Origin of the sequence: Sporosarcina luteola (assembly GCF_007991495.1) — a bacterium.
GTDB classification, from domain to species: Bacteria; Bacillota; Bacilli; order Bacillales_A; family Planococcaceae; genus Sporosarcina; species Sporosarcina luteola.
In genome coordinates, this window is the sequence record NZ_BJYL01000035.1 from 27,204 (window position 1) to 49,617 (window position 22,414).

General features: G+C 44.9%; 20 protein-coding genes and 1 tRNA gene. 7 read left to right on the forward strand and 14 right to left on the reverse strand.

The annotated features are described in order from the left end of the window. Positions 1-56: 56 nt before the first annotated feature. From SLU01_RS13060 to SLU01_RS13080, 5 genes are all read right to left on the reverse strand, one after another. The gene (locus SLU01_RS13060; protein ID WP_147059043.1) at positions 57-2,222 is read right to left on the reverse strand and encodes a DNA topoisomerase III; all 2,166 of its coding nucleotides are present in this window, start codon (positions 2,220-2,222) and stop codon (positions 57-59) included. Between the two features lie 109 nt (positions 2,223-2,331). Further along, a complete protein-coding gene (locus tag SLU01_RS13065; RefSeq protein WP_246110985.1) occupies positions 2,332-3,612 on the reverse strand; it encodes a diguanylate cyclase domain-containing protein in 1,281 nt (426 codons plus the stop codon). A gap of 27 nt (positions 3,613-3,639) precedes the next feature. Then, on the reverse strand, positions 3,640-5,202 hold the full coding sequence (locus tag SLU01_RS13070) for a putative bifunctional diguanylate cyclase/phosphodiesterase (protein ID WP_170232713.1): 1,563 nt from the start codon (positions 5,200-5,202) through the stop codon (positions 3,640-3,642). Between the two features lie 163 nt (positions 5,203-5,365). Further along, the gene (locus SLU01_RS13075) at positions 5,366-5,929 is read right to left on the reverse strand and encodes an NADPH-dependent FMN reductase (protein WP_147059049.1); all 564 of its coding nucleotides are present in this window, start codon (positions 5,927-5,929) and stop codon (positions 5,366-5,368) included. Positions 5,930-6,004: 75 nt separating this feature from the next. Further along, positions 6,005-7,939 (reverse strand): cation:proton antiporter, encoded by a 1,935-nt coding sequence (locus SLU01_RS13080; protein ID WP_246110983.1) that lies wholly within the window; start codon positions 7,937-7,939, stop codon positions 6,005-6,007. Positions 7,940-8,074: 135 nt separating this feature from the next. On the opposite strand from SLU01_RS13080, the gene SLU01_RS13085 reads away from it, so the two are divergent. Together SLU01_RS13085 and SLU01_RS13090 are read left to right on the forward strand one after the other, a co-directional pair. Beyond that, positions 8,075-9,130 carry a PseG/SpsG family protein gene (locus tag SLU01_RS13085; protein WP_170232714.1) on the forward strand — a complete coding sequence of 352 codons (1,056 nt, stop codon included), beginning with the start codon at positions 8,075-8,077 and terminating at the stop codon, positions 9,128-9,130. 26 nt (positions 9,131-9,156) lie between these two features. Continuing rightward, the gene (locus tag SLU01_RS13090; protein WP_147059053.1) at positions 9,157-9,342 is read left to right on the forward strand and encodes an SE1832 family protein; all 186 of its coding nucleotides are present in this window, start codon (positions 9,157-9,159) and stop codon (positions 9,340-9,342) included. 101 nt (positions 9,343-9,443) lie between these two features. On the opposite strand, the gene SLU01_RS13095 is transcribed toward SLU01_RS13090, so the two are convergent. From SLU01_RS13095 to SLU01_RS13105, 4 genes are all read right to left on the reverse strand, one after another. Next, positions 9,444-10,895, reverse strand: a complete 1,452-nt coding sequence (locus SLU01_RS13095) for a phospholipase D family protein (RefSeq protein WP_147059055.1) — start codon at positions 10,893-10,895, stop codon at positions 9,444-9,446. A gap of 144 nt (positions 10,896-11,039) precedes the next feature. Further along, positions 11,040-11,585, reverse strand: coding sequence for an RNA polymerase sigma factor (locus SLU01_RS13100; RefSeq protein ID WP_147059057.1), 546 nt, complete (start codon positions 11,583-11,585; stop codon positions 11,040-11,042). Continuing rightward, entirely contained in the window at positions 11,557-11,691 is a 135-nt protein-coding gene (locus SLU01_RS18370; protein ID WP_281288395.1) for a hypothetical protein, read from the reverse strand. Before SLU01_RS18370 ends, SLU01_RS13100 begins: the two co-directional genes overlap by 29 nt. Positions 11,692-11,746: 55 nt before the next feature. Further along, complete coding sequence (locus SLU01_RS13105; RefSeq protein WP_170232715.1) at positions 11,747-12,988, reverse strand: hemolysin family protein; 1,242 nt, start codon at positions 12,986-12,988, stop codon at positions 11,747-11,749. Positions 12,989-13,164: 176 nt separating this feature from the next. Between SLU01_RS13105 and SLU01_RS13110 the strand changes: the two genes are divergently transcribed. Both SLU01_RS13110 and SLU01_RS13115 read left to right on the forward strand, forming a co-directional pair. Further along, on the forward strand, positions 13,165-14,562 hold the full coding sequence (locus SLU01_RS13110; RefSeq protein WP_147059059.1) for a dipeptidase: 1,398 nt from the start codon (positions 13,165-13,167) through the stop codon (positions 14,560-14,562). Between the two features lie 27 nt (positions 14,563-14,589). Further along, a complete protein-coding gene (locus SLU01_RS13115; RefSeq protein ID WP_147059061.1) occupies positions 14,590-14,778 on the forward strand; it encodes a hypothetical protein in 189 nt (62 codons plus the stop codon). 59 nt (positions 14,779-14,837) lie between these two features. On the opposite strand, the gene SLU01_RS13120 is transcribed toward SLU01_RS13115, so the two are convergent. Continuing rightward, a complete protein-coding gene (locus SLU01_RS13120) occupies positions 14,838-15,431 on the reverse strand; it encodes a nitroreductase family protein (protein ID WP_147059063.1) in 594 nt (197 codons plus the stop codon). A gap of 183 nt (positions 15,432-15,614) precedes the next feature. On the opposite strand from SLU01_RS13120, the gene fakB reads away from it, so the two are divergent. Beyond that, entirely contained in the window at positions 15,615-16,460 is an 846-nt protein-coding gene (gene fakB / locus SLU01_RS13125) for a DegV family protein (protein WP_147059065.1), read from the forward strand. A 54-nt stretch (positions 16,461-16,514) separates the two neighbouring features. Here the strand turns inward: fakB and SLU01_RS13130 are convergent, their stop codons facing one another. The 4 genes from SLU01_RS13130 to SLU01_RS13145 form a co-directional block, all read right to left on the reverse strand. Then, positions 16,515-17,000: an amidase domain-containing protein gene (locus tag SLU01_RS13130; RefSeq protein WP_147059067.1), complete on the reverse strand. Its 486-nt coding sequence runs from the start codon at positions 16,998-17,000 to the stop codon at positions 16,515-16,517. Positions 17,001-17,067: 67 nt separating this feature from the next. Further along, positions 17,068-18,390 carry an ABC transporter substrate-binding protein gene (locus SLU01_RS13135; protein WP_147059069.1) on the reverse strand — a complete coding sequence of 441 codons (1,323 nt, stop codon included), beginning with the start codon at positions 18,388-18,390 and terminating at the stop codon, positions 17,068-17,070. Continuing rightward, positions 18,387-20,207 (reverse strand): diguanylate cyclase, encoded by a 1,821-nt coding sequence (locus SLU01_RS13140; protein ID WP_147059071.1) that lies wholly within the window; start codon positions 20,205-20,207, stop codon positions 18,387-18,389. Before SLU01_RS13140 ends, SLU01_RS13135 begins: the two co-directional genes overlap by 4 nt. Before the next feature lie 207 nt (positions 20,208-20,414). Beyond that, a tRNA-Ala gene (locus SLU01_RS13145) sits at positions 20,415-20,487 on the reverse strand. 28 nt (positions 20,488-20,515) lie between these two features. On the opposite strand from SLU01_RS13145, the gene SLU01_RS13150 reads away from it, so the two are divergent. Further along, positions 20,516-21,574 (forward strand): DUF2804 domain-containing protein, encoded by a 1,059-nt coding sequence (locus SLU01_RS13150; protein ID WP_147059073.1) that lies wholly within the window; start codon positions 20,516-20,518, stop codon positions 21,572-21,574. A gap of 338 nt (positions 21,575-21,912) precedes the next feature. After that, a complete protein-coding gene (locus SLU01_RS13160; RefSeq protein ID WP_147059077.1) occupies positions 21,913-22,398 on the forward strand; it encodes a YusW family protein in 486 nt (161 codons plus the stop codon). Positions 22,399-22,414 lie beyond the last annotated feature (16 nt).

Below are 22,414 nucleotides of genomic sequence, written 5' to 3' on the forward strand. Positions count from 1 at the left end.
AATAAATCCTGCAAAAGAGCTAAAATCTGATTATTCGATAGTCTATTTTACTGATTTCACTTCTCAAACAGTTTTTTCAGCGCATCAGCCATCGCAGTATTCGCTGGCTCTTCCTGCTTTTTCATATACTTCTGCACATCGCGTTTATCAGCCTTTTTACCGCCTGACTGCGATCGGCGTTTTTCAAATGCGGAGAGCTTTTCCCGATGGCCGCATTTGCAAACAAAGATTCTTCCATCGCCTTCCCCGCGCAATTCTAGTTTCTTTTTACAATTCGGGCAGCGGGCATTCGTCAATTGTGAGACATTGCGGCGATGACCGCATTCACGATCCTGGCAGACAAGCATTTTGCCGCGTTTGCCATTCACTTCAAGCAACGGCTTGCCGCAATCCGGGCACATCTTCCCTGTTACATTATCATGTTTGAACTTCTTCTCATCTGTTTTAATTTCACTGACCGTCTTCTTCGAGAAATCGATCATGTCTTTCATGAAAGCTGTTTTTTTCATTTTCCCATTGGCGATTTTCGTCAAGCTCTGCTCCCATTCAGCTGTCAATGCAGGTGATTTCAAATCTTCCGGCACAAGCTCAAGCAGCTGTCTGCCCTTCGAAGTCGTGTAAATGTCATTCCCTTTTTTCTCGATGACAAACGAACTGAATAGCTTTTCGATAATATCCGCACGCGTCGCGACTGTTCCCAATCCGCCTGTTTCGCCCAGCGTTTTGATCAGTTCCTTAGATTCTCCCGCCATGAATTGCGTCGGATTTTCCATCGCTGCAAGCAATGTTCCTTCATTGAAACGCGCTGGCGGTTTCGTCTGTCCGTCTGTCATGACGATGGCACGGATTTTCACTTCCGACCCTTTCGTAAAGGCAGGCAAACGGTCCGTATCTTCTTCTTCCTCATCTGTGGAATAAACCGCCTTCCATCCTTCGTCCGTGACTGTCCTTCCTTTCGCCTTGAACAACTCTCCGCCTACTTCAAGTTCAGCAGTCACTTGCTCATAACGGAACGGTCCAAAGAAAACCGCAAGGAAACGTTTTACGATCAAATCATAAAGACGCTGTTCCTTATCGGATAAGTTTTGATAAACCGGCGTCTCCTCCGTCGGGATGATCGCATGATGATCGGATACGCGTTTATCGTCAATGACGCCTTTTTGCGGCTTCACTGCATTCGAGCGCAGCAATACATTGACAGATTTCCGGTATGGTCCGATGTCGACAGCTTTGATGCGTTCTTTCAATGTACCCGCCATATCCGACGTCAAATGTTTCGAATCTGTCCGCGGGTACGTCACTGCCTTATGACGTTCATATAGATTTTGCAATGTTGACAACGTCTCTTTCGCTGACCAGCTCCAGCGTCGGTGCGCTTCCTTCTGCAACTCCGTCAAATCGAATAATGGAGGGGCCGGCTGCTGCTTCGGCGCCGTTTTTACGTCCTTCACCTTGCCGGAATGAACCCCATCCAGCTTCGCCAATAAATTCTCTACTGCTTCTTTATTGAACGACTGCGTCTGCCCTGCTTTATCAGACCATGTGAACCTCGCCGTTTCTGTCAATGCCTGTAATCCATAATAGGATTTTGGCTTGAACTCACGAATTTGTCTTTCACGCTCAGCAATCATCGCGAGCGTCGGCGTCTGTACACGTCCTGTTGATAATTGCGCATTGTATTTCACCGTCAATGCGCGCGTCGCGTTAATGCCGACGACCCAGTCCGCTTCTGCGCGGGCGACCGCTGCTTCAAATAAGTTTTCGTATTGACGGCCGTCCTTCAAATTATTGAAGCCGTCTTTAATCGCTTTATCGGTCACAGATGAAATCCAAAGGCGCTTCACAGGCTTGCGGTTCTTCGCCATTTCAAGTATCCAACGCGCAACCAGCTCTCCTTCCCGCCCGGCATCTGTCGCGATGATGACTTCACTTACATCATTTCGACGCAGCTGTGCTTTCACAGCATTGAATTGCTTTGATGTCTGTCGGATTGGCGTCAATTTGAATGGTTCCGGAATGATCGGCAAATATTCAAGCTTCCATTCCTTAAATTCGGCACCATACCCTTCAGGATCTGCATGTGTCACCAGATGGCCGAGTGCCCATGTGACGATATATTTTTGACCTTCCAAGAAGCCGTTCCCTTTTTTATTACAGCCGAGCACACGTGCGATATCTCGCGCCACAGATGGCTTTTCGGCTAAGACTACTGATTTGGACATGAGTATTTCCCCTTTCTACATACTACGATTATACGGGAGAACGCCATTAGTTGCATGCCTCGCGGAAATAGAAAAACCTTCTTGCAGCTTGCCAAGAAGGTTTTTCTGTTCATGTATTGACTCGGAAGCAATTCCGTCCCGCTTCTTTCGCCTTGTATAATGCGAGATCCGCCTGTTTATTAATCGCATCATTTGTAATTTCTCCATCTACCGGAGAGATTGCCACGCCGATGCTTGTTGTCACTGAAAATACTTGTCCTCCAAAATGCCAAGGTTCACGGATGGATTGTAAAATGCCCTCCGCCACGCTGACGACTTCTTCTAATGACTTGATATTCTGCAAGATCACCGCGAATTCGTCTCCCCCGAGCCTCGCGACAGTGCCCCGGTCTTGCACAGCATCACGGAGTCGGCTAGCAAATTCTTTGATGACTTGGTCACCTCGATCGTGCCCGAAGCCGTCATTGATCTCCTTGAAATGGTCGATATCTAGAACGAACAAAGCAACTTGCCCTTGCTCTCCAGTAAGCGCTTCGGTCAGCTGATTATAGAAGGAGCGGCGGTTCGGCAAATCGGTCAATACATCATGATACGCAATATGCTTTAATTTATCTTCATAGAGCACCCGGGATGAAATATCGCGTGAGACAGCAACGAAATGTATAAATTCGCCTTGCTCATTGAAAACAGCCGAGCCGTGCAATTCGAACCATACCCAATCGCCGTCACTGTTTTTCATCCGATATTCCTGCTTCATATGCCGGTTGTCTCCGGCTGAATCGTCTACAGTGAAATGGAGGACCATTACGTCATCCGGGTGAACAAAATCGGAGTATGGCCGTTCGATGAAGTCCTTATCTTCAATACCAAGCAAGTCTTCCGTAGAGGGGGAGATATAGTCGACATTGCCCTCCGCATTGATAAGGACGATTAAGTCAGTGGAATTCTCGGCAATGATTCTGAATTGGTCGCGACTTTCCAAAAGCTCAATTCTTGAATTTTCCAGTTCGTCTTCCGCAAGTTTCTTGTCTGTAATGTCATGCACTAACACGACAATATGGACAACGTCTCCGTTATCATCGAACAACGGTGTCAGTCTCGTTTCTGAATAATAAAGGTTCCCTCGGGGCGACCGAAAGGCATCTTCATAAACAAACTCCCTTTTCGAGCGTATCACTTGCAGATGATTGGAACGAAAAAATCGATAATCCTCTGCATGATGGACTTCCTGCAATCTTTTACCAACCGATTCTTCAGTAAGTCCGATTCGATCCATTGCCACTTGATTAATAAATTCATAAAAAAGATCGTCGCCATCCTCTACTCGGATGACTAATAAAATATCTTGGATTCCATTCATTAAGACTTGATTAAGAAATACAGCATCCATGTTTTTCAATCGCCTTTCACCCCTCCCTTACTTCTGCTCCCTTAAAAGAACTTCGAGCTCACTCGCAGGCAAGGGTCGACTTATTAAATAGCCTTGGCCAAAATGACAACCGTATTGCCGTAATGCTTCACGCTGCTCTTCCTCTTCTATTCCCTCTGCAACAAGCTTCATGTCTAAATGATTTCCCATATCGATGATTGTTCTAACAATCGAATCTGTTTTGCTATGCTCCAACATGTCTTTCACAAAGGAGCGGTCGATTTTCAAACGATCGATTGGCAAATAACTGAGCACGCTCAACGAGGAATAGCCTGTACCGAAATCGTCAATGGAAATTTTAACGCCTATTGCTTTCAACTGTTTAAAAACAACTCCAGAAATGGTGTCATTCTGCATGAGCGACTCTGTAATTTCTATATCTAAAAAACGTGGATTCAGCTGGGTTTCATGTAAAATATTTTCCACTGCCATAGGAAATCCTTTTTCATTCACTTGACGGATCGAAGCATTCACAGCAACACTTAAATCATGAAAACCGATGGATTGCCACTGTTTCACTTGGCGGCATGCCGTCTCCAACACCCACTTTCCAATGGGGATAATAGCACCGGTCTTTTCCGCAATGGGAATGAACTCGATCGGCGAGAGGAAACCTAATTCAGGGTGTTCCCAACGAAGCAATGCTTCTACAGCGATGATCTTGGACGTTTGCAAGTCAACAACCGGTTGGTAGTGCAAGGTTAGTTGCTCATTCTCGATTGCCGTCCGGAGTCCATTTTCCAATTTCATCTTACGGATGTCGCCTTCCGCTTCTTTAGAGGAATAGAAACAGTATGTATTCCCACCCTCCTCTTTCGCGGAATACATTGCTTTGTCCGCATTTTTAAGCAATGTTTCAGTATTCTTTCCATGGTCCGGGTAAATGCTGATCCCTACACTGACCGTCGTAAAGATTTCATCGCCACTTATTGAAAACGGCTCATTGAAAGCGTCAACAACTTCCTTTGCGATTTTTTCGTATTCGGTTAAATCCGAGTGGGGAGCCAAAATGATGAACTCGTCCCCGCCATGACGGTATAGCATATTATCATCCGACAATCTGTTCCGCAAACGTTTGGAAACGAGTTTAATGAAAATGTCGCCATAGAGGTGGCCCATTGTATCATTAATGACTTTAAACCGATCTAAATCGATGAAGAAGATGCCGGTTTTTTCAAATTGTGACGTTATTATAATACGATCAAGCGTGTTGAATAATTGCGCGCGGTTCGGCAGATCGGTCAAATAATCGTTTGCAGCCGAATAGGAGAGTTCCAAGTTTTTCAGTCCGATTTCTGCAATTGCTTTCTCGTTTTCCATCAGTTGAAATTCAAGTTCATTCTCGTATCGGTTTACTTTTTTAAATAAAAAAATGAAAATCGGTATGGCGAGGGTGAGTATGGCTGTTGTTTCAATCACCTCATACCAAATCGGATTTTCAAATTGCATATTGAAAAGTCGGAAGAAGATTACTTCTAACATATTTGGAATGATAATGATGGCGATGGTGCATAACCAGAAGCGGTTATCTTTGATAAAAGGCTTCTCCATGTACATCATCCTTCCATAGTTGAATTTGCGGTAGTTTCCTCACATTCTACTATACTTCGACATTATTCGCAGTATCTTTTTGTTGAAAAGACAGAATATTATTCATTTACGTAAAAAACCGCCGAGCCATCCTTGAAGGTGGCCGACGGGTTTTATAGGGAATTTATTGAGCATCCAGTATATCTGTTGATAGGTCTTTGCTCATTTCTGTGTATTTCGTGAACACTCTTGCCAGTTCGCGCAGACGATTGTGGACGTCTTCGTCAATGATGCGGTTGTCTTGATCGAAATGGCTCTCGTGGGTATAAACAAAATTCGGTGTTACGAGACAGCGGAAGTAGTCTAAGATGGGCTTCAGCTGATTTTCGACGACTAGATGATGTTGGTAAGTGCCACCGTTTGCAACAATCGAAACTGGCTTGTAGCGCATCGCGTACGGATGCAGCATGTCGAACGCATTTTTCAGCACGCCTGGGATAGAGCCTTGGAAAATAGGTGTAGCGATAATATAAGCGTCCGCTTCTTCGAATTTCCGGACCATTTCCTTCATGTCTGCATTATATTGTTCTGACGGACGACCGTCTACGAATTGATGGTCATAATCCGCTAGATTCATCCGCTCAATTTCGAATTCATTGCCTTTTTCTTTTATATATCCTTCGACCGTATCCAGCACTGCGCCTGTTTTGCTGCCGATAATGGTCCCGTCTACAAACAAAACTTTCAATGGTCATCCTCCTCAAAGCTGTTTCTCCATTTTCAATGGTAACACAAGAGTCAGACCATTTACCTTAAATCGGGCTCATTTGGCGTTTTCTGTCGAAATAGGCGCAGCGCCTGGTATTTCACGTTTTCCACTTGGTGGTTCCTCTGTAAACAGTTCCTCCAACTTTTCGTAAGGAATTTCTTTTTCTCCATTTTCCTCTTCCAACCGTTCCTTCACCCGTTCAATTGTCTTTGCCGGGGAGGTGAGTGCAATAATTGCATCCCCCGCAACGGCTTGCAATTCAACTTGTGGGGTAAAGAATTCAATGGACCCATCGGCGCGTAATATATAGAGCAAAATTGATTTATCATCACGTTCACGTAAATATTGAGTGTAGCTGTATTGCTTCGTCAGCAGCGTCTTTCGAATGACATGGCCTGCATGCATCCGCTCTTCCAAACTATAGATCGAGATGGAAGGTGAAAACAATGTTTGGCCTCCCATAATCGTAAATGTTTCTACATCCTTCCCAACATGGAACGCTGTTTGGAATAAATGATCGCGTCCAAGATCCGGCGCGAAGTCCGCACATACATGGGCATTGTACGTATCTGTCTTTGTCATTGACAGCATATACCGATACGGCGTCAAATCAATATGATATTCCACCTGCTCCGATAGGATATCTCCTACATAACTGTCAAGTCCCCGTTTCCTCGCTTCCGACAATGCTGCCCATGATTGATCGATCAGAAGCACATCATTGCCGGTGTCTTTGATTGATTGAGCAAGCTCCGCTGAAAAACGCGAACCTCCCACTATCGCGACGCCGGACTCATCTGTCGTCGTCAAATTCAACTTTTTCGCAATGAATCCAATTGAAAAACCGTGCAAGACGACTGTTGAAAATACAAGTGCAAACGTGAGCGCAGTCAACAGTTCAGCGTCTTCATACCCGTTTTCGAGCAATATCGATGCGAAGTAACCTGAAACGGTCAAAGCGACAATCCCTCTTGGTGCAATCCAACCGATCAACAGCTTTTCCCGGACATTCAAATCCGTTCCGATCGTAGAAATCCAAATCGACAATGGCCTAACGACGAAAAGCATTGCAGCAACGTAAAGTATGATCGAAGGGTTGAAGATTTCGATCAATATTTTCGGATCAAGAGAAGCGGTAAGCATGACGAAAATACCCGAGATCAGAAGGACCGAAATGTCCTCCTTGAAGTGGCGGACGTCATTCAATGTCGTTAAGCGCATATTCGCCATCTTCATCCCCATTGCAGTGACTGCGAGAAGACCGGTCTCATGCATGATTTCATCCGAGAATACGAATGTGCACAAAACGACGACAAATAGAATCGGCGCTTTCAAATACTCCGGAATGCTCCCCCGCTCAAATGCATTTCCAATGACTAATGCAGCAATCCATCCTAGGAACACAGCGAATGCGGAAGCTGCGAAAAACAGCAATAGCGCCTTCAACGTCACTTCGCTGTTAATGAATTTGATGAATTCAAAAGCGAATACAGCGAGCAACGCACCGAACGGATCGACGACAATCCCTTCCCATTTCAAAATCGCGGCAGGCCGCGGTTTCAATTTCGCTTGCCGAAGCAACGGCAAGATCACTGTCGGCCCTGTCACGATAAACAATCCGCCGATGATGAATGCTACTTCCCAAGACAAACCAGCCAAGTAATGTGCGGCGAGTGAACCCGCAATCCATGCGATGAATGCACCAACCGTCACAATCCGGCCTACCGGCTTACTGAAGCCTTTAATTTCCCGGACATCCAAGTTCAGGCTTCCTTCAAATAATATAATAGCGACCGCGAAAGTTATAATCGGTCCGAAAAGATCTCCCATGCTTTCCTGCGGGTTGATCAATCCGAAAATCGGACCTACAAGCAATCCTGCGACAGACATGACAACGATAGCAGGCATGCGGTATTTCCATGCAACCCATTGTGAAAGGATTCCGATTAAAATAACGAGCATCAAGTCGAATAATAACGAATCAAACAATGGAAACTCCCTCCGTTTCCTCAAGAATAAATGTTAGTTTACCACATTTCCAATTTCATTCCACGTATTTGTACATAACTCTTTTTTCGAAATCATAGGGTAAAAAGGAGAGTCAGATTCATAGGAATAGAAAGGGTGATTCCGATAGAAAACTCAAAGAAGAAAACTGTTGCATTTTACATCGCGAGGTCCGATGGAAAAGGTTCATACCCCGCTAGAAGGGCGGCTCTGTTAGCACAAGCTATTGTAAATGAAGTGAACGTATTATTTATAGTTGGTGATAACTCCCCTTCCCCTCCCGATGGGTTCAACTCCATTACGATCGGCAAAAAAGCCAATTTGATACAAACACTGAGGTTCGTAAGGCCTGACCTGCTTATCCGTGATTCAGGTTCAACGATTTCAGAGGAAGTAGAGAAAATAAGGGAAGTTGTCCCATCCATTTTGCATTTTGATGATTTTGGCGATGGAGGCAAGCAGGCAGATTTCGTTATCCAAACATTGCTGGAGGAAGCGGGCGAGGAGTATCCCGAACATTACACAGTCAATCGTCAGCTTTTCATTGCCGATCCGTTGATGCACCCATTCAAACAATCCGGAATGGAGAAAAAGCCACCTGGCCCACTTCCCCATCTGGTCGTTTCGTTCGGCGAAGAAGATGAAGGCAATCTGACATACCGGGCTTTGCGCCACGTGTCCCAACTGCAGATTCCTTTGAAAGTGACAATTTTAGTCGGGGAGAAATATCCTCATGATATAAGCACCCTTCGAATGATGGCGCTTGGCAGACGAAACACGATCGTTCAGCAACCCCCTTATGACGTTGCGGAGATTTACGCAACGGCAGACGTGATTTTATGCGCTTCAGGTTACATGCCTTACGAAGTTGCAGTCATGGGCATTCCCTGTGTGGTGCTGTCGCAAAATGATTTCGAGCTAGGACTTGCTTTTCCAAAAGAACAGCATGGCTTCGTCCATCTCGGCCTAGGTCGGAAGGTGAAACAATCGAACTTGTTGAATGCCATCATGGAGCCTTTATTGCATGAAACATTACGAAAAAGGGCGATCGATCGACAAATCGCACTCAATCTAGGAGATGGAAAAGAGACTGTGCTTGAGACCGTCTATTATTTACTGGAGCATCCAAAACGGGGAACGGGCGGAAAAGCAATGTCCGATATGCTACACTAAAGGAAAAGACGATTGGAGTTTTTCCTATGAATAAAAGACAGATCGAATCCGCAATTGCAGAATTGAAAATGGATTACATCAGCCTGCAAGGAGACGTCGAAAAGCTGGAATCGACCGGACATGCCGACTCCGTCCACAAAGCGGAACAACGGCTAGCTGCAATGGAAGAAAAACTGGCCGAACTAAACAAGCAACTCGCTGAATTCGACTAAAAAACTAGAGGTCTCTGCCACTCGAACAATTCAAAACAAAACAAGCTGCCCGCAAACAGATAACTGTTCGCGAGCAGCTATTTTCAGGTGGCAGCACCCTATTAATATGTGGTCAATTTTAAGAGTTCTTGCAATCGGTAAATGCCACGTTGGTAGAAAGTGAAACCGTCTTGGAATTCTTCGAAATCGAGCGTGTAAAGGGCGTCTTCATTGTTCCAGAGCCTTTTGAAATAGGCATCGATTTCTTGCGTGAGTTCGCTATCATTTGGCGCGATGATCCGAAGATTGGCTTCAAGATTGTAATTATTCAACGTCCGATCGGTCAAATTGGCGGAGCCATTCGTAATATACGTCTCTTGTGCAGTTTGAACGACGACAAGCTTCGTATGGTATTGTCCGATGACGGTGTTATACCAACGTACGCCGAGCTTTCCATCAGTCTCCTCCATCATCTTTTGAAGAACTGGACGATTGGGCAGGCCTGACTTTTCATTTCCGAACGAGTTTTCATTCGGATCCAGAATCATTTCGATTTGGACGCCACGGTTTGCCGCTTCGACAAGTGCCTCCACGACGTCCAGCTTCGCGATGAAAAACATCCCCATACGGATCGAATCTCCTCGTTGCGTTGCTGCGATGTCACCTAACAGCGCGTCAAGTATCTTTTTTTCCGTCAAATATTGCACCGCGTAGTCTCCGTCATGCTGATCCTTTATAGTTGCACGGGGCAAGCTGCCGCCGTTCGTATACCGGATGACTGCTTCCTCTGCCTCCAAAATGTCATTCAACACTGACCCTTTCACTTTCATGGCAACATTGCCGTGGAAGCCGCTTGCGTCATGCGGATTTCCGGAGGTCACGATTGCCGCCTTGTCAGTCACGAACGTCTTCCGATGATTCGCTTTCACATTCAACAGGATCATATAGGAACGTAGCGTCATCTTCGGCGCTTCGCTCGCCATCGCATTCGCAATCCAACCGTCCTTTTCAACATTGACCCAACGGAAAATCGTCCGATACAGACCCGAATAGATCGGCGTCGAATCACGTAATTGATCCAAATCGGTATAGACAACTTCAATACCGGCGTCTTCAAGCTTTCCGAACCATTTTGACTCGTACGAACCATAGCCCGTATTTAATGGATCCGTAATATAAATGATGTCCATTTTCGGATTCGCCTCTTTTTTTTCAATCAACTTCGCCGTCAGCGTCTCTGCAATTTCAGGGAAATCCTCGTCTTCATCTGAATAATGATCCATTAGGAAAAAGTCGAGCACGATAAATTCCTCCGCCTCGTCTATCATTTTATAAATTTCTTCAAAAATGGACAGCTCATGCACCATGCCATCCCCGTCTTTGTTTTGCGCGTACGTCAAATCCGTCAGCATTTCGACGTCATCCGTCCAATGCAACTCCCCTGCGTAATTCACCCCTTCAGGCAAAGGCTTATATGTATGCCATACAATTACACCGACATATATTAATAAAAACAGCAAGACACCCATAAGAACGAACCACTTTGGCCTTACCCATTTTCGCTTTTTCTGCATCCAATCAACCCCACTCTACTCTTCTGTACAAGTTTTCCCCTTACCACCTGCAAACAAACTAGTATTTTCACATAGAAACAAACGCGCGCTGCAAATAAAAAAAACGCCTCTAATTTGCTAGAGGCGATCCATTCGATGAATTTATCAAGCAGTGACATATTCCTGCACCGTCGTATCGTCCATCATCAATTCCTTCAAATACTTCTTCGCCCGGAACAGTCTGGATTTCACTGTACCGATCGACACTTTCATCAAGTCCGCGATTTCAATCAATGAATATTGATAGACGTAGAAGTACTCAATCGTCGTCCGATAAATACCATCCAATTGGCCAATTTTTTGCTGGACCATCAATTGAATATCGTTTTGCTCAATCATTTCTACCGGCGTCGGGTTATCACTGGGAACCAAATCTAATATCGGAACGTCCAATGTTTCAGGTTGGTTCATCACATGCTTGCTTCTTCTGACATCTTTTCTGTAGCGATCACGGAATGTATTCATACAGATTGTCGTCAACCAAGCTTTCATACGATCTACACTATCCATTTTACCGCTATAGCGGACAACCTTCACCCACACGTCTTGCATGAGGTCTTCGGCTTCCTCTTTATTGCGTGTCAATTTCAAACATAAATGATATATGTATCGGCCATATTCTTCATATAGCTCCGTCAAGTCCATCTTCATTCGATAACGCCTCCGTTTTGTATCTGTTGACCTCATTATCGATGAATTCTCCATTACAAACTATCGCTTTCCCTTTCAGGAAACTTACATTTGTGTAAGCATCCATCATAAAAACACCCCGCAACCGGCAAATCCACCAGTTTACGGGGTGATACGCTTTATTATTGAGCTTTTTCTTCAGACCGTTTCGTAATTTTCATCTTCACAATTCGGCTACGGTCCATTTCTTCGATTTCGAAAAACAAGTTGTCATATGTAAACCGTTCGCCCGGATCAGGGACATGTCCCAGTTCCTGCATGACGAAACCGCCGATTGTTTCATGATCGGATGGCAAGTCGACACCTAGCAGGTCGACCGCATCGATAATTTCAAGCCGTCCGTGACAGACGAGCATATGATCATCCTTTTCATAGACGAGCACTTCTTCGTCAAAGTCGGTTTCATCCTCGATATCTTGTCCGATCATTTCCTCGATGATGTCTTCATGCGTGACGATGCCAAGCGTGCCTCCATATTCATCAAGGACGATCGCCATATGTTTCTTTTTCGCAAGCATGAGCTTGAACACTTTTTCCACACTCGCGGTTTGAACGACGAAAAGCGGTTCTTCATCCATCATTTCGGAAAGTTTCTTTTCAGGATGCATCGACCATTCGATCAATGCTTTCGAATAAAATATCCCTACTACCCTATCAATACTTTCCTCGTAAATCGGATAACGAGTGTAGAAATATTCCAAAATCGTGTCCCGCACTTCTTCGTAAGTAGATTCAATCGGCAACCCGATTAAATCTGTTCGATGTGTCTCCATTACATCGGAGACGTCCTTATCAGGAAAATCCAGTACGCCCTTTAATCGGAGCGATTCCGCCTGCTCGAATGTCCCTTCGGTTGATGCAATGTCTACCATGGAACGAAGCTCTTCCTTCGTCAACGTCGCCTCTGTCACCGCACCTTTTGAAATGATGCGAATGAAGACGTTTGTGAATAAAGCAAGAAGCGCTGTCAAAGGGGTAAGCAGTTTGACAAGCACAGTGATTGTCGGCGCAACGACGTATGCAATTTTATCGGCAAACGTGGCGGCAATCGTCTTTGGCAGTACTTCTCCGAAAACGATCAGCACGACTGTCAAAATCCCCGTTGCCAACCCGACTTGCCAGCCTTTATCGATGGCAATCATCGTAACAATTGTCGGCATCATGATATTCGCCACATTATTTCCAATCAGGATGGCAGTTATCATCCGGTCTGGTTTGGAAATGAGATTTCTAAGCCGAATCGCCTGCCGGTCGCCTTGCTCGGCCCGTAGCTGGACTTTCATCCGATTGACTGCCGTTAATGCCGTCTCACTCCCTGAAAGGAAGAACGACATGAATAAAAAGAACCCAAGCGCGATAAACAAAAGTGATTCCTCCCGGAGTTATCTGTACTTCATTTGTACTTCATCAGTTCGTTCTTTTAACAACTTTTACATATCATATCATATCCATAATAATTTCGTCCTTTTAAATAACTTCATTCTCTTTGACATGATATACTTATTTCTAATCACGAACTAATTTGAAAAGAGGGATTCACTTGAACCATTTAGAATCATTGGACGCTTACTTCACTTCCAACAGAGAAGAACATTTGAATGAACTGAAGGATTTTTTACGCATCCCGAGCATCAGCGCATTATCCGATCACAAAGATGACATGCAAAAAGCGGCTGAATGGCTGGAGGCTTCATTCCAAAAAGCGGGCTTGGAAAACATTTCAATCGACCCGACTGAAGGCCACCCTGTCGTATACGGAGATTGGCTGCACGCTGAAGGGAAACCGACTATTTTATTCTACGGCCATTACGACGTTCAACCCGTCGACCCATTGAACTTATGGGAAAGCGGTCCATTTGATCCGGAAGTCCGGGACAATAAATTGTACGCGCGTGGAGCGAGTGACGACAAAGGACAAGTCTTCATGCATATCAAAGCGGTTGAAGCACTTATGAATGAAAACGGAAGCCTACCTGTGAATGTGAAGTTCATCATCGAAGGCGAAGAGGAAGTCGGCAGCCCGAACCTTGAGAAATATATCGAGGAAAATAAGGAGAAGCTTGCCGCTGATATTATCATCATTTCGGACACGGGAATGTATGGTCCAGGGAAACCGGCCATCTGCTATGGTTTACGAGGATTAGCAGGCGTACAAATAGATGTAAAAGGCGCGAAAGGCGATTTACACTCCGGCATCTACGGTGGCGGCGTACAGAACCCGATACACGCAATTTCAGAAATTCTTTCGTCGTTCCATGATAAGGAAGGAACGATCGCAGTAGAAGGTTTTTATAGCGATGTGCGTCCTTTGGCGGATGAAGAGCGCGAAGCATACCGTGCCCTTAATTTCGATGAAGAGGCGTTGAAAGAGGAAATCGGCGTCAACGAACTTTTCGGCGAAGAAGGTTATTCCTATTTGGAACAGACGTGGACACGCCCAACCCTTGAAGTGAATGGCGTTTTCGGCGGATTCTCAGGTGAAGGCATTAAAACCGTGTTGCCAGCAGAAGCCGGCGCGAAGATCACTTGCCGTCTCGTACCTGACCAAGATCCTGAAGATATCGTAAAAAAACTACGCGCACATATTGAAAAGCATAAGCCAGCAGGCGTTACAGTGACTGTTACCGAATTTGATAAAGGGAAACCTTTCATTACACCATTCGATCACCCGGCTATCCAAGCCGCAGGCAAGTCGTATGAAAAGGTTTATAATGTACCGACTGCTTTCACACGTATGGGCGGTTCGATTCCGATCGTGGCGGCATTCGACGAAATCTTGAATTTACCAGTCGTCCTTATGGGCTTCGGTCTTTCAAGCGAGAACTTCCATGCGCCAAACGAGCACTTCCATTTAGAGAACTTCGATAAAGGTTTGCGCGTGATCGGGGATTATTATTACGAACTCGCACAGTTTGCGAAAGATGATTTAAGAAAATAAAATTCAGCAGCGGCCGGCTTACTTTGAATGGCTGGAGACGTGTTTTGGACGCGCGGTGACTTGCTTTGGACGCGCGGCGACCTACTTTGGACGCGCGGTGACTCGCTTTGGACGCGCGGTGGCTCGCTTTGGACGCGCAGCGACTTGCTTTGGACGCGCAGCGACTTGCTTTGGACGCGCGGCGACTTGCTTTGGACGCGAATCCTCTTTATTTGAAAAAAGAGCTGTCACAGAATGTCAGTGTTTGACTTTCTGGACAGCTCTTTCTTTACTGCTTATTTCTCTTCGCCATTCTCTTCAATGCCATAATACGTCACGACATCCTCAAGCGGTGTGCGGACACGTCCTTTTGGAATGTCATCATAATAGCCGAACTGCAGCATGCTCATGATCCGCTCGCCAGGCTTCACGCCAAGCTCTTCGCGGAATTTTGGATTGTCAATGAAAGGCGGCGTTTTCCAACACGTACCAATCCCTTGGTCCCATGCAAGAAGCATCGCATTTTGGATCAATGCACTTGCTGCCGCATAGTCCTCCAGCCGTTCCTTTTGACGAGCATCCTCTTGGACGACGACGAAAACGACAGCGCCAGGGGTGCGGAATTTTTTCATTTGCTTCTCCAATTCCTCTTCGGACAACTCTTTCCACTTTGGCACGCCATATTCTTTCAAGACGTCTTGGAACTTTATATATTCTTTGTTGGCCGCAACGATGAACCGCCATGGATTACGCAAGCCATGGGTCGGCGCCCATCTTGCATCTTCCAAAATGGAATTTATATTTTCAAGATCGACCGGCTGCCCGTTGAAGTTTTTAACCGAGCGGCGACCAATAATCGCTTCCCTTACAGAAAGTGCTTGTTCATTCATGCTTATGAACTCCCCTTTGTATCGTATACTGATGACCATTATACACGAAAAGAGAACAACTGGGGAATCTCTCACCAATTTCAACAGTCAGCCAAATTATTTCACCCGATATGTATTTCATGATAATACTTTCTATAGTATAGTAATGAAAGAAATGAATGTTTAGAAAAGGATGACTGCCAAATGACGAAGAAGCCGATAGCATGGATAACTGACAGCACTGCCTATATTCCAGACGAATTGAAAAAGCACCCCGATTTCTTTTCAATTCCGTTAAATATACATTTCGGGGAAAAGCAATTTATTGACGGTGTCGACCTGACGCCAACCCAATTATATGAAAATATTAAGAATGCAACAGAGTTCCCAAAGACATCCCAACCTTCTGCCGGTGAGTTCGCCGAGCAATTCAAGAAAATAGCGGAAAACTATGAGCAGGCGATTGCCATCCATATATCAGGCGAATTAAGCGGCACCCTTGCCTCATCCATGGCAGGCGCAGATATCGCGGGCTTCCCGATTACATTCATCGACTCTCGCTCCCTTTCATACGGCATCACAGGCTTGATAGAAAAAGGGATGGAGTTGCAAAAAGAAAGTGCAACCGTTCCGGAAATCAAAGAGCAGCTCGAAAAAATGACAGGAACATTGAAGAATTTTATTTTCATCGGGCAATTGGAGCAGTTGTACAAAGGCGGTCGGATGAGTGGCGTTCAATTTTTCCTTGGAAGCTTGTTGAAAGTAAAACCGATTATCCAAATTTCAACGAGCGGCAAATTGGAAGCAATCGATAAAGTCCGCTCTGAAAAGAAAGCGCTTCAGTATTTAGTCGATAAAGTAGCCGGTGGCCATCCGACAGGTAAAGGGAAAGTCTATTTAATGCAAGGAAATGTGCCGGAGCAGGCCGAGGATTTAAAAAAGTTGATCCTCACACAGGTGCCAGGCCTTACGGTGGAAATCGGAGACATCAGCTCCACCCTGGCTGTTCATGCGGGTGAAGGGACAATTGCAGTATTGTGGTATGATTGATTAAAAGAAAAGCCAAAAAGACGGATTGCCTCGATGGTTCCGTCTTTTTCCTTTTCAACTGAACTGATCATTGATTTTAAAGAAGACATATTTGGCATTTTCCCGCCACGCGTAGGAATCTTTATAGTCCCATGTCCGATGGTATGCATCATACGTATGGGCGTTGACGAGCGGCATTGCGCCGTCCTTCGCCGTGACGATCGTCGTATGGTCGAACCGTCCATCTCCTTGGAAGTCGTAGCAAATGACATCGCCGAGATCGAGTTCCTCCGGAGAACTAACCTGCCTTGCAGTCAACCCCTTTTTCGAGCCCGCCAAATACCACCGCATTGAATGGGCAACCGACCAACTGAAGCTCCATGTTCCTCCTTGCAGCCACCATCCCCGCTCCCGATTTGGATAGCCGTACATCGGCGCCCCGCCTGCGAGCAAACATTGCGATATATAACTCGTACAGTCAACGTCAAATGAAGGAAATGCCGGATTCCTGCCATTCCACCACTCATCCGCGTATCGGACCGCCGCTTCCCGGTTATACAATTTTCATAAACACCCCCGTATTCCCATCGTATGAGAAAGGGCATGGCACCATGCAGAACGGGTAACATTACTTCGTTAAATCAATCCCTCGAAGGACTTCCATCTGTTCGCCGTACTTTTCGTTTAGTGTTTTGATATAATCTTTATATATTTCTTCAGGCTCTTTTTCTCTATCAATCCCTGGAAGTATGACATTGTATAGAGTCAAATACAGCTCATCATCAAAGGGTGTCACTTTATTCACATCCGACTTCGCTAACAATTCATCATACAAAGCATACGTTTTTTGATTGCCAAAGTAAGGGTTCACTTGGTCCCTTCGCCATTTCTCCATACGCGTAGGTTCATAAGCCGGGACGAGCGGCCATTCCTCAAAATCCATCCCCTTCTCCATCGTGAATTCGATGAATTTCCAAGCGAGTTGCTTCTTTTCGCTATGGGACGGGATGGCGAGTGCTGTGCTACTTGACCAACCACTTAAACTGAGCGGCGGTTTGGCAGCTCTCCATTTGCCTGATTGGTCGGGTGCGAATTCCGGAAGATACTTTTCCCCCCAACTCCCTAGCGTCAACATGATTACTTCCTCATTACGAATCGCTTGCTGCCCTTCCTGAAGCCAGATATCCTTATTGGCAGGATAACGGTTACGTATAATCGTTTCCGTCAGTTGAATGGATTTCAAAAACTCTTCTTCCGGAATATTATTTTCATAATTAGCATTGAGAAATCCAAACTTAGCAATGTACAGATCGATGGCAATCGTATCCCATAAGAATATCGAGTGACCCTTCGCTTTCATCTTTTCGGCAAGCGCAAAAAGATTCTTCTCTGACCTTAAATAAAGGCTTAACGCTTCAGAATTAGAGGGGAACCCGTATTTATCCATCAGATCCGCTCGGTAATAAAGGACGACAGGACTAAGGGCGACAGGCAGCGCAAACAGCTTATCCTCATTTATGGATAAATGATTATTCCATACAGTTTCCGAAACACCTTCCTTAAAACGATCCGCGTTGTACGGCTCCGCAGATAAGTCCTCGAAGCCTTGAAGTGTCGAAAACTTGCCAAGAAATGAACTGTCCATAACGAATATATCAACGGGCTCATCGTCAGCCATTGCTTGCATATAGTCCTGCAGCTGTGTACCCACAGACTTCTCCACGACTTCCACTTGGACACCCGGATTCGCCTTTTCAAACTCTTGAATATGCTCATCTCCGAATTCAATATCCGACCAGATGATTAAATTGTCATTATTTCTTTCATGCTTTATTTCCTCACTCACGCCAGCAGTTAAATCAAATGGTGAAGAATCTCCAACCGGCTCGCATGCAGCTAGTAGAAGGCATGAAAGCACTATTATAATAGGAACAAAAATCATTTTTTTCATTTGTTTTCATCCCCTTCTTGCGAGATCGTGTCATAGAAGGTGAAGCGGCTTCTTCCTTCAGCAGCTTTCGATACATACATTGCCATGTCACCATGATGCATCAATTCATCAACAGAATGTGAATCGTGAAGATACAAACTAATGCCGATGCTAATACCGACTTGCAATAAGTTATCATTGTAGTGAATCGGTTGTTCGACCTGTTTTATAATGGATTCAGCCATTTCAGCAGCTCTTTCCCTTGAAGAATTCGGCAGCAATACGACAAATTCATCTCCACCGAGTCTAGCGAGCGTGCCCACCTTGCCGCATGCTTCCGTTAATCGTTTCGCAATCTGCTTTAAAACAGCATCCCCTGTGTCATGGCCATATGTGTCATTGATACCTTTAAAGCCATTCAAATCCATGAATAGCAATGTATGTGGGTCTCCCTTTTCAGCAAAACCAACCGAGTCTTTCAAAATCCCCATGAAATAGGAGCGGTTCTTCACCCCGGTAAGCGAGTCATAATAAGCCATATCATGCAGACGATTCCTTGATTCCTGCAATTCTCCAAACATTTCAGTCAATTCGAAAGACGTTTCTTTGAAATTATCCGTCAACTTATTGAACTCAATCATTCGGGTCGTCGGCCACTTAATATGCGCTGACTCCTTCAATTTCTTCGGAAGGCCTGTCGTCGTGTCGGAGAGTTTACCGAAAGTCCGTATTATATACGCCTTCAAAAGTGCAGTAAAACCTATACCGATAACGATGAATAACAATAGATTCGCATATTCCAATGCGAAACTTTTAACTTCCTCTTCAAACATAGTTCTCAGAGGCGCTTCAATGAGAATACGCATCGAATTCTTCTTGAATTCAACAGTATATAGATAACTTGTTTCACCAATGATCGCCACATCGTCCATGCCATTAGGCTTTTCCGGCATCCACTGATAACTATTCTTCCCTATCTCTGTGAAATGCCCTTCATCGCTGAATTTGGCGACTGTGCTTTCCAAAGTGGATGGTGAGTTTGAATATAAGATCCGATTATCTTTATCCATTACATATACATGCATATTTTGCTCGTCGATAGCCCCTATTAACGAATCCACTTTTGCGACTTGCAAAACACCTTGGAGACGTAACGCTAAAATCGAATACTCATCCCAATCCCTCAACTCATTCGTAATAATCTTCGCCCGCCCTTGCAGCTGACTGCTCATCGATCGCTCAATTTGGTTTTGTGTGTAATGAAGATCACCGATTAGAAAAATCGAATACGGAAGAGCGATCGCCAGTAGAACGATGTGCGATATAAGGAAGTGAAATGAATAGGTATTCTTTTCACTTCCTTGGATCCATCTTTTAAAAGGAACATATGTCAGAAGAATTTCAGCAACAAGTGCGCAAAGAATGTTATTGAGTAACTTGCTAACCAAAGCCAAAACGGCAAACCAACCATCTAAGCCACTGAATACGTAAATATAAATAATAAAGATTGGCATTCCGATCATCAACCAATAGAGAAGAGCGCTCTGAAACACGCCCCATTTACGATACTTCAAAAGCAGACCGACTGCTGCCACTTCTGTTATTAGCAAGAAAGCGCCTATCATAGACCCATCAATATATAAACCTACTCCCGCAGTAATCAATGCGGAAAGGAGACCAACCGGAAAACCATATAATGAAAGGATAATAAGTAAAAAGATCGTCGGAATAATAAAGGTGAGTCCAAAATCCAATAGAACCGGATAGATATTCGCAACAATGGATATTGTTAAAAGTGCCACATAAACAAGCACAGATAAATACTTACGTTTTTTCATAAGCCTTCACCTCATATTCTCAAAAACTCCTACTTAGTATACAGGAGGGGCTATTAATTTATCAATTAATAGTTTAGACCCTTTTTACTATACATACCATTGCAACTAGCTAAATAAGCACTAAAAAAGGCTTTGGAATGTATTCATTCCAAAGCCTTTGATAGACCGCCCCCAGTATTAATGGTTTTTTTACGAAGTAAATAATGATGGAGCATACCGGGTTCGAACCGGTGACCTTCACACTGCCAGCGTGACACTCTCCCAGCTGAGCTAATGCCCCGTAAATCTGATACAATATAGATTATAGCATGGTCTACGAAAAAGACAATAGATTGGGGGAGATCTTCTTGCAGCATGCTGAGCGGGAGATAAGGGATCCGGTGCTTCTTTGTGATCGGAAAGGGATGCTGAATCCCGAGGCGATCGGTTTTGCCCGACGTCCACTGATAACAAGCAATTTAAAAGGCCATTTTATGCGGAAAAAGAAATGGAATTATTGGTGTGTCTACGGGGAGGACCTTCTCTTTTCCGCGACGATCAGTCATCTCGATTATGCGGCGGTCTGTTTTGTTTATATACTCGATTACGAGACACAGCGTTTTTATGAAAAGCAAGTGACGCTGCCGATTAGCCGGAAAGTAAAGATGCCGGATGATGTGCTTGGAAGCGTAAAGTTTGTCGATAACCGGATTTCCGTTCAGCTTGTGCATATACAAGGAGAAACTCATCTTTCAGTTACCATTCCTGATTTTGATAATGAAGTGCTTCATGCTGATTTGCACATTTCTCACCCGGAGCGAGATGATTCCCTCAATGTCGTCATTCCGTGGAAGCGGGATTTGTTCCAATTTACAGCAAAGCATCATTCATTACCAACATCGGGTTTCGTGAAAATTGGAGATAAGCGGTATAATTTCAATCCCGATTATAGTTTTGCCGTACTCGATTACGGGCGTGGCGTGTGGCCGCGCGAGGCGGATTGGAATTGGGCGATGGCGTCACAGCGGTTAGGCGGCCGGCGGATCGGATTGAACTTTGGCGGGAAATGGACCAACGGAACTGGTATGACGGAAAATGCCGTATTCGTCGATGGCGTCATGACGAAGATTCATGAAGACGTCATTTTCACATATGACACAGAAGACTTCATGCGCCCTTGGCATATCCACACAAAGTTTTCCGACCAGGTCGACATGACATTCACCCCTTTCTTTGAACGAATTTCTAAAACGAATGTGCAACTCGTTCGAACAAACGTCAATCAGCTAGTGGGCTATTTCAACGGCCGCGTCAAGCTGAACGATGGCTCCGTCTTGCGCATCCGGCAAATGCTCGGTTGCTCGGAAGATCATCGCGCGAAATGGTAAGACTGCTACAACCGGCCAAGTGCCGGTTGTTTTTATTTGGAGCAAATTTGCGTTATCCGTCACTCCCAGCAGTTTATCACCACTTACATCAACTTTATCACCACTCAGACTTGGTTTATCACCACTCACAACGACTTTATCACCACTCAGACTCGGTTTATCACCACTCACCTATTATTTAGGCGAAACTATGCAATACTTGCCGAAAAAATGCGGCGCGGACAGCTTCCCATTCCTCGACTTCCTTCATGACGCGATTCCACAAAATGATCTTCGTGTTTAATTTCTTGAAATGAAGGAAATTAATAAATAGAGACTATGACAGGAGGTTTGCGATCATGAAGAGCACACTGAAAGCAGCGATGTTCTTTTTATTCGCCGTGCTGATACTTGGGGCGTGTGGGAAATCGGACAACGATGATGTCGGCAAGGGGCCGGATGCGCCTTTGCAAGAGGATAATACGGTTACCATTAAGGATGATACGGAAGGTGGAACGTTGGACTCCGGTGACGGGTATGGTTTTGATAAGTTCGATTTGGATATAGAGGTCGATGGCCAGGATGCTGTAGATGTGGAGTATGCTGTTGCCAAATCCCATGCTGCATCGTATGAGAATAAGTTGGCTGGTGTGAAGTTGAAGGATACGGAAGCCTTTGACAAGATCGATGAGTTTTTCATGGACATCATGCTGACGAAGGATACGTCGGAGCAGGAAGCCATTGATAAGATTATGCAGTGGTTTGGTTTGGATACGTATACGGATTTCGATTTAGAAGTCGATTTCGATGAGGGTACAAAATTGGATATCGAAGATAAGAAATAATTCGCTTGGCAATTAT

Coding starts and splice junctions, on each gene's coding strand:
- SLU01_RS13060 (WP_147059043.1), bottom strand. CDS start 2,222: ATGTCCAAATCAGTAGTCTTAGCCGAAAAGCCATCTGTGGCGCGAGAT.
- SLU01_RS13065 (WP_246110985.1), bottom strand. CDS start 3,612: ATGGATGCTGTATTTCTTAATCAAGTCTTAATGAATGGAATCCAAGAT.
- SLU01_RS13070 (WP_170232713.1), bottom strand. CDS start 5,202: ATGGAGAAGCCTTTTATCAAAGATAACCGCTTCTGGTTATGCACCATC.
- SLU01_RS13090 (WP_147059053.1), top strand. CDS start 9,157: ATGAATAAAAGACAGATCGAATCCGCAATTGCAGAATTGAAAATGGAT.
- SLU01_RS13095 (WP_147059055.1), bottom strand. CDS start 10,895: ATGCAGAAAAAGCGAAAATGGGTAAGGCCAAAGTGGTTCGTTCTTATG.
- SLU01_RS13100 (WP_147059057.1), bottom strand. CDS start 11,585: ATGAAGATGGACTTGACGGAGCTATATGAAGAATATGGCCGATACATA.
- SLU01_RS18370 (WP_281288395.1), bottom strand. CDS start 11,691: ATGGATGCTTACACAAATGTAAGTTTCCTGAAAGGGAAAGCGATAGTT.
- SLU01_RS13115 (WP_147059061.1), top strand. CDS start 14,590: ATGGCTGGAGACGTGTTTTGGACGCGCGGTGACTTGCTTTGGACGCGC.
- SLU01_RS13120 (WP_147059063.1), bottom strand. CDS start 15,431: ATGAATGAACAAGCACTTTCTGTAAGGGAAGCGATTATTGGTCGCCGC.
- fakB (WP_147059065.1), top strand. CDS start 15,615: ATGACGAAGAAGCCGATAGCATGGATAACTGACAGCACTGCCTATATT.
- SLU01_RS13135 (WP_147059069.1), bottom strand. CDS start 18,390: ATGAAAAAAATGATTTTTGTTCCTATTATAATAGTGCTTTCATGCCTT.
- SLU01_RS13140 (WP_147059071.1), bottom strand. CDS start 20,207: ATGAAAAAACGTAAGTATTTATCTGTGCTTGTTTATGTGGCACTTTTA.
- SLU01_RS13150 (WP_147059073.1), top strand. CDS start 20,516: ATGGTCTACGAAAAAGACAATAGATTGGGGGAGATCTTCTTGCAGCAT.
- SLU01_RS13160 (WP_147059077.1), top strand. CDS start 21,913: ATGAAGAGCACACTGAAAGCAGCGATGTTCTTTTTATTCGCCGTGCTG.